The 12,815-nt window shown below is 40.9% G+C and carries 13 protein-coding genes; 4 read left to right on the top strand and 9 right to left on the bottom strand.

What is annotated here, in order from left to right; translation table 11 throughout:
- Positions 1-515: 515 nt before the first annotated feature.
- Positions 516-1,874: a hypothetical protein gene (locus tag KQ486_RS08205; RefSeq protein ID WP_216687344.1), complete on the top strand. Its 1,359-nt coding sequence runs from the start codon at positions 516-518 to the stop codon at positions 1,872-1,874.
- Between the two features lie 243 nt (positions 1,875-2,117).
- Here the strand turns inward: KQ486_RS08205 and KQ486_RS08200 are convergent, their stop codons facing one another.
- Complete coding sequence (locus KQ486_RS08200; RefSeq protein WP_216687343.1) at positions 2,118-3,059, bottom strand: MBL fold metallo-hydrolase; 942 nt, start codon at positions 3,057-3,059, stop codon at positions 2,118-2,120.
- A gap of 197 nt (positions 3,060-3,256) precedes the next feature.
- Here KQ486_RS08200 and KQ486_RS08195 point away from each other — a divergent pair, with 197 nt between their 5' ends.
- Complete coding sequence (locus KQ486_RS08195) at positions 3,257-4,030, top strand: hypothetical protein (RefSeq protein ID WP_216687342.1); 774 nt, start codon at positions 3,257-3,259, stop codon at positions 4,028-4,030.
- A gap of 106 nt (positions 4,031-4,136) precedes the next feature.
- On the opposite strand, the gene KQ486_RS08190 is transcribed toward KQ486_RS08195, so the two are convergent.
- The 3 genes from KQ486_RS08190 to KQ486_RS08180 all read right to left on the bottom strand — a co-directional run bounded on the left by KQ486_RS08190 (position 4,137) and on the right by KQ486_RS08180 (position 7,736).
- Positions 4,137-5,984, bottom strand: coding sequence for a zinc ribbon domain-containing protein YvbJ (locus KQ486_RS08190; protein ID WP_216687341.1), 1,848 nt, complete (start codon positions 5,982-5,984; stop codon positions 4,137-4,139).
- A 108-nt stretch (positions 5,985-6,092) separates the two neighbouring features.
- On the bottom strand, positions 6,093-6,719 hold the full coding sequence (locus KQ486_RS08185) for a hypothetical protein (protein WP_216687340.1): 627 nt from the start codon (positions 6,717-6,719) through the stop codon (positions 6,093-6,095).
- Positions 6,720-6,791: 72 nt separating this feature from the next.
- Positions 6,792-7,736 (bottom strand): hypothetical protein, encoded by a 945-nt coding sequence (locus KQ486_RS08180; RefSeq protein ID WP_216687339.1) that lies wholly within the window; start codon positions 7,734-7,736, stop codon positions 6,792-6,794.
- Between the two features lie 221 nt (positions 7,737-7,957).
- Between KQ486_RS08180 and KQ486_RS08175 the strand changes: the two genes are divergently transcribed.
- Complete coding sequence (locus KQ486_RS08175) at positions 7,958-8,473, top strand: GNAT family N-acetyltransferase (RefSeq protein ID WP_216687338.1); 516 nt, start codon at positions 7,958-7,960, stop codon at positions 8,471-8,473.
- Positions 8,474-8,706: 233 nt separating this feature from the next.
- Here KQ486_RS08175 and KQ486_RS08170 read toward each other — a convergent pair whose 3' ends face one another.
- Positions 8,707-9,015: a hypothetical protein gene (locus KQ486_RS08170; RefSeq protein WP_216687337.1), complete on the bottom strand. Its 309-nt coding sequence runs from the start codon at positions 9,013-9,015 to the stop codon at positions 8,707-8,709.
- A 121-nt stretch (positions 9,016-9,136) separates the two neighbouring features.
- Positions 9,137-9,508: an LrgB family protein gene (locus tag KQ486_RS08165; RefSeq protein WP_216687336.1), complete on the bottom strand. Its 372-nt coding sequence runs from the start codon at positions 9,506-9,508 to the stop codon at positions 9,137-9,139.
- A gap of 83 nt (positions 9,509-9,591) precedes the next feature.
- Here KQ486_RS08165 and KQ486_RS08160 point away from each other — a divergent pair, with 83 nt between their 5' ends.
- Complete coding sequence (locus KQ486_RS08160; RefSeq protein WP_375713325.1) at positions 9,592-9,981, top strand: cell wall hydrolase; 390 nt, start codon at positions 9,592-9,594, stop codon at positions 9,979-9,981.
- A gap of 939 nt (positions 9,982-10,920) precedes the next feature.
- Here KQ486_RS08160 and KQ486_RS08155 read toward each other — a convergent pair.
- From KQ486_RS08155 to KQ486_RS08145, 3 genes are all read right to left on the bottom strand, one after another.
- The gene (locus tag KQ486_RS08155) at positions 10,921-11,589 is read right to left on the bottom strand and encodes an LrgB family protein (protein ID WP_216687334.1); all 669 of its coding nucleotides are present in this window, start codon (positions 11,587-11,589) and stop codon (positions 10,921-10,923) included.
- Positions 11,580-11,891 (bottom strand): CidA/LrgA family protein, encoded by a 312-nt coding sequence (locus tag KQ486_RS08150; RefSeq protein WP_216687333.1) that lies wholly within the window; start codon positions 11,889-11,891, stop codon positions 11,580-11,582. The genes KQ486_RS08155 and KQ486_RS08150 overlap by 10 nt, the downstream gene beginning before the upstream one ends.
- 100 nt (positions 11,892-11,991) lie before the next feature.
- Positions 11,992-12,780 carry a fumarylacetoacetate hydrolase family protein gene (locus tag KQ486_RS08145; RefSeq protein WP_216687332.1) on the bottom strand — a complete coding sequence of 263 codons (789 nt, stop codon included), beginning with the start codon at positions 12,778-12,780 and terminating at the stop codon, positions 11,992-11,994.
- Positions 12,781-12,815 lie beyond the last annotated feature (35 nt).

The following is a 12,815-nucleotide window of genomic DNA, read 5'->3' as shown; positions in this document are numbered from 1 at the left end:
TTGAGTAGGGTGCATATATTCTGGAGTTGGGAGCATATAGCTTGAGATTACCGCATAGATCATGGAGATGAATACATATTATGCGGAGTGGGCTCATATATCTTGAAGTTGGGCTCATAAATTCGGTCTCTGGGCACATATCTCAATAACTCGGGATCATATATACAATAGCTGGTCGCATATCAGTCAATCTTGGCTCATTTCCTGGAAATCAGGGCGCATATCCTAGCATTCATCTCCAATAAAGCGGCAGTTCAGCAGCTAGATTTCAATGGATCATATTTCCTCAAGTTAGTCTCATAACTCACTCAATAGGGCGCATACATTCGATGCCTCGGCTCATATATCAGTGAAGTGGGTTCAAATTTTACCAAGTCGGTTACATATCCAAAGCAAATGGGCGCATATCATTTCTAGATAATTCCCTCATTAATCCCCCCTCCACAGACAGTCTCCATGACAAATCACGCCAACTTTTCTATAATGGTACAAGTGAATCACAAAGGAGTTTCAACATGATTTATATACGTTTGCAGTCGACGAGCATCTTGCTGATGGGGATCACGTATTTGATTTCCCAGTTCATAGACTCGCCGCTTCTGCCTAAATTGGTCAGTATTTTCGCTTTTATTACGTTAGTTCTTTTTATCCCTTATTTAACAAAAGTTCCGAGAATCCTCATTAGCTCTTTATTGATTTTGACCACCATCTTATCCATTTTCGGTGAAGGGTTACTTCAGATGTTGTGGAGTTTTGATGAGAATGCGGGACTTTTAGCGATTTTCATTTTCGTTCCGCTGATATCCATTCCGATTAAAGCAGGTAAATACTTGGATTCCATGGATGTTATTTTTACATCGTATGTTCGTACAACAAAACAGCTTTTCACCTATTTGTCTTTTTCAACGATGGGGGTTGGCTCGGTGATGAACTTAGGTTCCATTCCGATCATCCACCAACTGACGAGTACTGATGCATTCAATCCTCACATGGATACAAAGTTGCGGGCAATGAATCGTGGATTTTCAATGGCCTTCATGTGGTCACCGTATTTTATTTCCGTTGCCCTCGTTTTGAGTTATTTTGATATTTCCTGGTTAGAATTATTTCCGTATGGTCTTGCGCTCGCTCTTGTTGGCATGGTCATGGGAATGATTGCTCAAGGAAAAAATTCACAGCCGATCGTCATCAATCAAGATCCCGTAGATGAACAGACATTGAAAAATGCCCAGCGAAAAGTTGCTCAATTACTGACGTTAATCGTCACCATGACAGGGATCACCATCTTACTCGAACAGTTCGTCAATTTATCGATGATTACGATCGTTCCACTTGTTGCTATTGGATTTTCAACAGTGTGGGCATTGTTTTACTTATCACCAAGACAATTTGCTGAAAAATTATCCGAATACGCACAAGATCGACTACCGAAAATGGGGAATGAACTATCATTATTCATCGCAGCCGGTGCATTCGGATATGCCATCATTCAAGCTGGAGCAAGTGATTTAGTGATTTTCTTCTTGCAGTCAACCGGTATTACACATGTGCTCATCTTATTACCATTGATTGCTTTAGTCATTAACGTGCTGTCATTTATTGGCATACATCCGATCATCACCAATACCGCACTGGCGACGACATTCAGTTCATCAGTCATTTTTGCAGGCGACCATCTCATTTTGAGCCTCGGTATCTTGAGCGGCTGGATGCTTACCATTATGATCTCGCCATTCTCGGCAACGAACTTGATGGTAGGAAACCTCGTCGGAAGCAACTCGTTGCGCGTTGGCTATCAATTAAATTTCCGTTTCGGCTTGCTCACATACCTCGCACACTACTTACTGATCTGTGGATTTTATTACTTTCTATAAGGAAAGCCCGCTCGGCAAAACCGACGGGCTTTTTTATATGGATGATTTTGTAGGCGTTGCTTGAGCGGTAGGAGTGCTGGTTTGAACGGTTAGTGCACCCCTTTGAACGGTCAGCGTCACAATTTGAACGGTCACGCGCTAACTTTGAACGATCAGCGCGACATTTTGAACGTTCACGCTCACTCCCTCTAAAAATCCCTTCCAAAAAACAAAAAAACTTCAGGAGTCACCCTGAAGTTTCACCTACTTCACGCGATAGAGCCAGTCGTGGCTACGTACCTCTCGTTGGCACTCGCCTTTTTTACGTAAAAATTCCAAGTGGGCTAAAGCTTCACCAATCGCAAAGCGCATCTCATGGGTGGTCAAGCGATCGCCGAATAAATACTGACACACTTCATAAACTGTCTTTCCATCTTTGAGCTGATCCAGTATGTCGTTGAGCCGGTCCTCATGATGCTTGACGATTTCATCAATGCGATCGTTTGCTCCATGGAAAGGCTCGCCGTGCGAAGGAATGACAAAGCCGGCATCTAGTTGTTTAATTTTCTGCAACGATTCCATAAAGGTCTGAAGCGGATTTTGATCGCCCATGAACATATAGGAAACGTTCGGCGTGATTTTCGGTAAAATATGATCGGTCGATAGCAACACATTTTTATCTTTATTATACAACGTAATTAATCCTGGTGCGTGGCCCGGTGTAAAAATCACCTGATATTCATAGTTTCCGATTTTAATCAGATCGCCTTCATTCAAATACCGATCCACCGAAGGCTCCGGCATGACGAAATCTCTTGATTCAATCGTGTTTTCACTAATTCCGTCCGCTATTTCATGCGGAATTCCAACCGCTTGATAATAAGCCTTCATCGTTTCCACTGTATCATCTAACCAATTTCTCTTTCTCGCTCGTTCTGAGATTTCCGTCATCAACACATCCGCGCCCGTCTGTCGTTGCAGTTCACCCGCGTAGCCAGAGTGATCCGGATGGTAATGTGTAATCAATAATTGCTTCACTTCTTTATCGGATAAATGACTCTGCCAAATTTCTTTCGTGACGGGTCGATTCAACGCCGTATCCATCACGAGCCATCCATCTTGACCTTCCGCTAAAAAACAATTGACGTGATTCAACCGAAAAGGAAGCGGAATCGTAACTTTGGTTATTCCTAATTCCTCTAACATCCAATACCTCCAGCGAATTTAATAGATTCAGTAATCTGATAATTAAATCATGCCATTTTTTCAACAAAAAATCTATGAAGTTCATGTGAATTCATGTCGAAACGGTAAGAGTTTTAACGAATTATAGGAATAAAGTCTTGTTTATTCAAAGAAAGTACCATACGATTAGATTATTAAACGTAAAGGAGATGTCATTATTGCATCGATGTCATGTTTGTAAAAATGAACAAGTTCATGGAAACTTCTGTGAAAATTGCGGCACACCATTAGCCAGCAATCATGCAACAGCCCAAGTACATAACCAGCGAGATGAAGTAGCTGCAACACACGCCGCGAATACAGCGAAACAGGCACCGGTAAATTTTCATCAACATACGTATTCGAATGAATTTGGCGCGATTTTGAAAGACCCGACATTGGCATTGAAACGGACGGATAAGCAGTTTCTTTACGGAATTACGACCGTTGCCATTTTCGCGATCCTCATCGCATTGGCGTTTTACTTCTGGATGAATGGGATGTACAGAGAACATTCAGGCGGTTGGGGATATGAACCTGAATCCTTGCCTTTTTTTGACATTTTCTCACGCTCATTTATAGGAGTTGCTTTGTTTTTAGGGGCAGGGTTAATCGCAACCGTCGCACCACTTGCTTTTACCCAGAAAAAAGTTAGTATCCCTACGATTACCACACAGTATTGTTTACTTGCTGTTCCATTTGTCCTAGTGGGAATCGTTTCGATGTTCGCTGGACTTGGTGGCGATGAAACCTTCCAGGCCATTATGGTTTCCGTTCCTGTCGCTTTATTCATCACTGCTGCACCCGTGATCGTCGTGACACATCACCTATCCAAACAAAATGGCCAGTATGTGTATGCCGCCTTATTCAGCGTCGCACTCGTATCATTCATCACATACTTCTTATTTAATAATTACTTGATGGACTTGTTTGAGCACTTAACTTATTTTTAAAGTTTTCAGCCCTGCACAATTACTATAAAAAAATCGTGGAGCTCATGCCTAATGCAGCTCCACGATTTTTATATATAACGACAATTATTGAAAGGCTTCTGATTACTTATTCAATCGTACTAAGTAAATAATCCCCGTCTTCTTCAACGACTGTGTAGGTCCACTCATATGAGTTCGTTTCACTTTCTCCGCTATCGTAATGAATGGTGACCTCTTCTTTTGTATCAACTTTCCAGCTATCTCCATCTTCTTTGACAGACAGTACTTCTGATGAAACAAGCTCTTCTGTCGTCCCTGCTTCATGCAAACGTTCCACAAGAGACTGTTGATCTTTCTCTAAGTCACTTCCCGATAAAATGTAAGGCGACACAATGGAGTAATCGCCAGCGTTAACAGCTTCAACTAAATGTTCGATATATTTACCTACACTGACTTGAACGACTTTTTCAACGTCCTCTTCAGGCGTCTCTTCTTTTTCCAATAGCCTTACTTCGCCATCATAGGTATAATCATACGTTTCTTTTTCGCTCGTAAACCCAAACCTCGGAACATCATCGACAACAACCCACTCATCATCACGGAAATTTAGCTGATAAAAAGTGTGGTTTTTCCGGTAATCCTCCAATTCACTGGCATCCGGTTGATCATAAGAGTTGATCACCATTTTATCCTCTGCCACCGGTACGACAACGAACCACTCACCCTGGTCATCCTTACCGAAGTTTGTTAACCTCGAATAAATTTGAAAGTCTTTATAATGTAACCCACTATACCACTCATCACTTCGATCGAACGCACGATACATTGATTCGTAGTCGTATTCATAAGAATCACGTAATCCTGCATTCATCCCTTCCATCAAGATGAAGTCTCTCGTCTCGTAGCTTGTCAGAATCGTTTCGTAGTGATTTTGTAACGCTTCTGCCAACTGGTCGGCAAACGCTTGATGCAATTCAAAGTTTAAGGAAACTGTTGCTGCATCAATCGGCTGCTCGCCTGTTGACATCGTACCCCATGGAAAATCAACATCGTATTGAACTGTTGATTGCTCATCCAGTAGAAATGGACCCATCTGTTCGTTAAAAACAGGCTCCTTCACTTCCGTTCCATCGACAAGAAGCTTCCCTTCATATTCCATAGGAAAATCTGTTTTAAATGTTACGTAATCTACATCAAACTGCGGTGAAATATGCTCAGCTTTCCCAGCAATATAATGTTCGCGTTCTTCCTCCAACTGCATCCATTCGCCTTCATATGTAAAGGTGAACTGATGAAAACCACGTACAGTCGGTCCTACTTCAAATGTACTTTCATGTGTCGAAAACGTATGTAGTTCCTCTTCTGATTCATTAGATAAAATTAAACCATCCATCGTCGATTCAACCGTTATATAACTCGGGATGACATGAATTTGATAAGAATCTTTTAAAAATCCTTCCCGTTTTACCAAATACATTTCTTCCGCATAGCTAGAAAAATCTTGTGAAATCGCATGTTCTTGCTCGATCATCTCCGCTTGCTCTTGTAAGCCACGCTTCACTTGATCAAGATGGTTGGCATTTTCTTTAATATAATCAATATAAATTTCTATTTCATTTTTTGAAATCTCTTCTTCCGTATCTGAAAAATACATCGTACCAACCAATGATTCATAATCATCTTCTTCAATAGCTTCCACGACGCCATTGACGAAACGCTCTGATGAATTGATAAATGATAAGGTGAAATAACCAGCCAATATGACGAGTGCCACACCTAATCCAATTGACAACAATTGCTTATGTTTTTTGATGAATACCCCTATTCCATCATTCGTCTGGCTTTGTCGATTCGCCCCATTTGTCGTCGGTTTTTCCCCCTGTTGATTCGTTGACGACCCTACTTCTTTCCCGCAATTCGAACAGAATGCTGTCGACTCAGACAATTCCGTTCCACACTCTGAACAAAACTTCATTTCTCTACCCCTTTATTCTTTTCTCTTTTTATAGTTCTATAGTATTATATTAGCTGAAAATTCATGCAAAAGATAGAGGCTCAATGAAAGTTTGCTCGTTCAACCGACTTACCGGGCCAATTGTTTCAATAATTCCGCTCTCGTATAAGCCTCCGCTACTTCTTCTCGTAAGAAATAATAATCGACCAATTCCTCTGTCGAAATTTCAAACGCTTCTTTGATCCCCGCGCCGATCACTTTCAAATACGTCATCGAAGGAGTCATCCGTTCATTCGGCTGGATTGCATTCGGATGCGTAAACGTATAAATCGGACGTCCCTCTTTTTCTCCGACGTCGAGGACTTTCCCGTACATCTTATTCGAATCGATGACATACTCTCCCTTCGACTCCAGTTGGTCAAAATCAATCTCAAGTGTCATATCGTTATTTTCTTGCCGAACGACATCAACATATTGCTCCTTCGTAATCAAATACATCCGTCCATAAGTCGGCCGATCCGGATTCGACGTCGTATCAATGAAACCGACTCCTTTATTGTCCCACCTCTTCGACTGCTTCGCGAAAAACATCGGAAAATCAATCATCACATTTTCAGCACGCAAAGGGAGAGACTGATCGCGACAACCAATCTCACTCACCGTTCCTCCCGGCGGAATTTCCCCAAAAATATACGCATGAAAACGATCTTGGTTAATATTCGATCCGTAACTCGCATACCAAACGTAATTTTCCATGAAGAACGCCTCCTTTTTTGTTGAAAAAATAAACAAATGGCGCGACCCTTGAATCGAGTTGCGCCAATTCATTTACTTCTCTCGCCGTTTCACCAAATGCTGAATCGCCATAAACGCTAAAATTCCTGTCGTCAACACGATGACTACAATCAATAACGTATTCGGCTCATCCGATGTGTAACCGGAAGAATAATGTTTCACTTTCACTTCATTCGCTGAATCTGCATCCGTCTCCGCTTCAGCTTCTTTTTCCTCAGGTTTACTCTTTACCAACCGAACTTCTTGAAAAAATCCATCCGTCACGCGTTGATTCGAGAAAATATTGCTGCCGATTCCGCCGAGTGCTGAATCCTCTTCCTCGTCTTCATCTTCATCGACTTCTTCCGTCTCTTCATCTTCGTCAACCTCTTCATCCTCCAGTTGCACATCCTCGATCTCAGGATCTGAATTATCTTCGTATGTAGACTCGCTGTTCGATGAGTTGGTTGGAGTTGAAGTTTCGTTAGTTGTGTCCGTTGAATCATTTGCGTCGTTTTTCGGTTTGCTTGTGTTGTCTGTTGATGTTTTCGAATTATCGTCTTTTTTAGTTGAATCCTTTTTATCGGACTCTTCTTTTGTTGTAGAATCCTTATCTTGCTGTGGTGAACGATCTTGCTCGTTTTTTTCTGTTGATTCATTTTTATCTTTGTCAGGGGCTTTATTTTTATCTTTATCCGGCTTTTTACTTGGCTTAGATTCTTCTTCTGGACTTGGGGATTCATCTGTTGTTCCGTTTGACTCTTCTTCCTTCAACGGTCCATCGTCAGGCGACTCGTCTTCGTTATTCCCGTCCGGCTGAGCTGGTTTATTTTCTTCATCCTTGGGTATTTCAGGATCATCCGTTTCCGGACTTTCAGCTGGCGGATCATTTTCTTCCTGAACAGTAGGCTCATTCTGATTTTCTTCAGCTGTCATATGTATTGGCAAAATAAGCAAGCCCACAGTCACCAAGACTAACATCCATCGTTTCTGTTTCATTTCCGTCTCTCCCAACTTACTGGAAATTCGACTAAGTTACGTAGATTATATCATTCTTTGCTAAAACTTTCCTCCATTCGATTCATTGCGCATCTAAAAAAACTTCTCTCCTGACAGACCGTTCAACGCTCAAAAAATCGCTAACCTTCAAATCAATCATTTCACGTTTTCTCACTGCTTTGCTATGATAAAAATAATCTGCAAACGAAGGAGAACCCATAATGACAAACAACTTACACTTACGACCTTTAGAAAAAAGCGACCTGGAATTCATGCATCAAATGCGCGTCAACTCTGATGTGATGGACTACTGGTTTGAAGAGCCTTACACGACGCTTGAAAAAATGAACACGATATATGAAAACAGCCAGGACAACGACTCGCACCGTCAATTTGTTTTGTACCAAAATGACGAACGAATTGGCTATGTCGGCCTTTTTGATATTGAAACAAGACACCGAAACGCAGAATTCGGAATTATGATCGCACCCGAGCATCAAGGAAAAGGCTATGCTGCAGACGCCACGCGATTAACCGTGGAATATGGGTTCAATAAAGTGAACCTGCGCAAACTGTATTTATATGTCGATGAAATAAACGAAAAAGCCGTGCACATCTACAAAAAAATTGGATTTCAAATCGATGGCAGGCTGCGTGAACATTATTTCGTGAACGGCGAATATCATGATGCCTTTGTGATGAGTTTACTGCGGAAGGATTATGTATTTGGAGCGTAAATTTTGTTCCTTCCGCTCAGTCATCAGCAATATATGCGACCTTAATTCAATTATTTGAGCCACCGTGGCCGTATATGAACCCTCCAGTCCATTTTATGTGACCAAAGACCAACTATATGGACCCAACTATTGGAGATATGCACCCAAATCAGATTTATATGTGCCACGCCATGCCTGAACAATTTTATTCAAAAAAGGCTGCCCGCATTGGACAGCCTGATTTTCTCTTTCCATTATTCAGCTCTTATCAGAACCTCTGATTCACCAGAGCTCACGTGCTCCATGGTTAACTCATCGCCATCGACGTTGAATTTCACTTCTTCAGATTCACCCATCATGGAGATTTCATACAAGTCATCTTCTATATGTGCGAGGTCAATTTCTAAGGCCAGACCCATATCTTCCCCGAATTTCATCGCATCTTCAGTAATCTCAACGATTGCGCCTGTGCTATCTTCCCATTTTCCTTCAATGCTTTGTCCTCCGCAGGCGACTAACAGTAGAAAACCTGCCATTAAGACGGTCATAATTAACTTTCTCAACAATATTTCCCCCTTATATTCAATCGCTGAAATTTATTTTCTATGTATATAAAATTTCAGTCTCCTTTTTATTATATCACAAAACCTTTTTATATGACTTTTTTCAACAGATTTCGACAACCTAACCGACGAGCCAATATACCAACACAGGGACGATCAATGGCATTACCAACGTTACTACTAAAAAGGATAACGTACTGATGGCACCTGCATAATCATCCTCCTCCATCAATCTCGATGTACCAATTGCATGCGCGAGGGCACCCATCGCTACGCCTTGTGCCAGTTTACTTTGAACACGAAACCGTCGATAGATCATCGGGCCGACGACTGCTCCAATCATACCGAATAAAGTACAAATAATCGCAACCAACGTTGGAATACCGCCATAAAGTTCCGCCAAGTCAATCGCTACCGGAGTCGTAATATTTTTCAGCTTTGCGCTACAACACATTCTTTCGATCACAGTGTAAAAAAAAGAACATGTAACCATGAGCCATTCATACAATATAGTTAGAGGTGATGGATGTGACAAGAGTAAGACATACAAGTAAAGACATCGATTTAATCGCTCGGATGATGCGGGCAGAAGCTGAAGGGGAAGGTAGATTAGGAATGCTGATGGTCGGAAATGTGATCGTAAACAGAGCCGTTGCAGATTGTTTGGATTTCCGAGAAGTGCGAAACATCGAAGAAGTCATCTACCAAGTTCAAGGGGGAAACTTCTCCTTTGAAGCCGTACAAAAAGGAAATTTGTTTTACCAACCTGCAAGAGAAGTAGAAAGAAAGTTAGCAAGAAGAGTCGTGCAACGATGGAGGCAACACCCATCGAAATATGCCTTATGGTACTTTAACCCATATGCACCCTGCCCACCTACCTGGTACGGCCAACCATTCACCGGACAATATAAACAACACTGCTACTATGAACCGATCGCAGATACGTGCGAGAGTGCTTATCGATAAGGTTTGAATTATTGAAACTTGGTAATTTATGGGGCCAATCTAAGGAAATATACGCCCGCTTTGACGTTTCATGAGAAGAACGCTAAAAGACATGCACCCAACTTGAAAATATATGGGCCCCGCACCGCACGATATGCACCCTGGTTAGGAAGATATGCGACCGAATCTATTAGATATGCGCCCGTCTTCAGAATATATGGACCCAAAACCCAAAAACATGAGCCAAATGCAAAATAAAATGAAGCCTAAGTATGATCGTAGTAAAGCAACAGATAATATGAGAGTTATGCTCCCAACTTGAAAATATATAGGCCCCACACCGGCCGATATGCACCCTGGTTAGGAAGATATGCGACCGAATCTATTAGATATGCGACCGCCGTCTGAATATATGGACCCAAAATCCAAAAATATGAGCCGAATGCAAAATATAATGAGGTCTAAGCTGATCATAGTAGACGCTGCAGATAATATGAAAGTTATGCACCCAACTTGAAAATATATGAGCCCCGCACCGCACGATATGCACCCTAGTTAGGATGATATGTGACCGAATCTATTAGATATGCGACCGCCGTCTGAATATGTGAGCCCAAAACCCAAAAATATGAACCGAATGCAAAATAAAATGAGACCTAAGCATGATCATAGTGACTCAGAAGAAAATATGCGAGATATGCTCCCAAATTGAAAATATATGGGCCCCGCACCGGGCGATATGCACCCTGGTTAGGATGATATGTGACCTAACAGTTCATTGAAGAACTACCGAAAAAAAATCGATAAAATCCGTCGAGTGGAGTTGCGTTCGGCTGAGCAGAAGTAACATTGGTTTAAATCTCCCTTATTAGAAAGATAAAACCCGGCTATTGAGGCAGCCGGGTTTTGTTATTGGTTCAGGTATTATTTTTTCATTGAATTATTGTAATTGAATTCTATTTAATTGACCATTAAATATACTAAAATTGGAACAATAACCGGCATGATTAACGTCACAATTAGAAAAGAAAGCGTACTGATTGCTCCTGCGTAATCATCATCTTCCAAAAGTCGAGAGGTTCCAATGGCATGTGCAGTGGAGCCCATTGCTACTCCCTTTGCAATACTGCTTTTTATATTTAATAAACGGAACACAGGGGGACCTGCGACAGCACCTAGCATACCTGCTAATGTACAAAGCACCGCAATTAAAGCTGGAATTCCTCCATAGATTTCTGCCAAGTCAATTGCTACAGGGGCTGTAATATTTTTCAGCATGGCTGTGACAACATACGTATCATTTACACCAAACAACCAAAAGATGAACGCACCAGTTAGAATACTAATTGCTGTTGCAACTACCACCCAACTAATAATTTTCACACCGTTTTTAAGAAGCATTTTACGATGCTTGTACAATGGATAACTTAAAGCTACCACCGCTGGGCCAAGCAACCAGTCGATCCATTGAGCTGTTTCATAATAATGTTTGTATGTATGACCTGTTGATAATAATAATAAGATAATCACAATTGTTGTTGTAAATACGGGCAATAAGAAGCTTTTTTTTATTTTCACATAAAGCCATTGCGATAATAGGAATATTCCAACCGTCAAAATCAGCCACACGATAAATCCCTCTCTCTTCGATTCATCAAGTAACTAATAACTAAAATCATTAAAAATGAACTAAATAATAAAAGCCCAAAAAAAATAATTCCAAATCCACTCATTAAATTTTCATATTGTAAAATACCTACTGTCACTGGCACAAAAAACAGCGGTAAATATTTGATAAATAATTCTGCTCCTTCCTTTACCCATCGGACCAGTCTCTCACCAATCATTAAATACACACTAAACAAAAGCACCATTCCGATAATACTGCCTGGCAACCAAGACAATAAGTAATTATGAATTGTTTCACCCAAAGCATAAAACCCGATAACAAGTAGGATTCCTAGTAGATATGAAATAATAAACACCTCGATCGTAAAAGTTTAGTTTTAAAAAGTTAAGTATTGTGACTAATTATTTTAACTTCACCTTATTTGTGCATTCTGAACGAATTACAGTGTTCGTAAGTTGCCCCACTCCGGACACAGTGCAGGTTACTGTGTCTCCTTCTTCTATGAAATCTGCACCTACTGGACTACCTGTTAAAATGACATCTCCTGGCTGGAGTACCATCACTCTAGACAAGTAGGCCATCATCTGAGGAATACTGACAATCATATGACTCGTCGGACTATCTTGAAATGGTTGGTCGTTCACTGCAGAAGTAATTGATAACTCAGCAAGATCCACATCCGTCTCAATTACAGGGCCCAAAGGAGTAAAGCTTGGAAACGATTTGCCGACAAACCAATGGCCATCCTCTCTAAAGTATTCTGGACTTGTGACGTCATTCCCCACTGTCACCCCAAATATATAATCCTGATAATTCTCCTCATTTATTTTCTCAGTTCGTTTACCAATAATCACTGCAATCTCCGCTTCAAACTTTACTGAATTTATACCAGGGGGAAGAATTATATTTTTGTTTGGACCAATGACCGAGGACTTTGGCTTGTTAAAAAATATCGGAGTACTTGGGGGCACACCTGGTCGGCTATTTTCATCTGCAATAAAATTCGCACCAATTCCAATAATTTCATTAGGAATAAGCGGAGCCAATAATTCGACTTCGTTTAGGTCGACTCTCTCTCCTGTGGTCTTAGTATGTTTTGAAATCGGTGAACCATCAATGATTGTAATCTCTAAATCTCTTAATATGCCATAGCATATGCTATCCTTATATTTAAATCGAACATATTTCATATTTACACCTGCTTCTTTTCTTTATAATAGAAAGA

This window comes from Allobacillus halotolerans (assembly GCF_018967645.1).
In the GTDB taxonomy this organism is placed as follows: domain Bacteria; phylum Bacillota; class Bacilli; order Bacillales; family Alkalibacillaceae; genus Allobacillus; species Allobacillus halotolerans.
The sequence above is the reverse complement of the archived record's forward strand: the minus strand, read 5'-3'. Positions and strand labels throughout refer to the sequence as shown.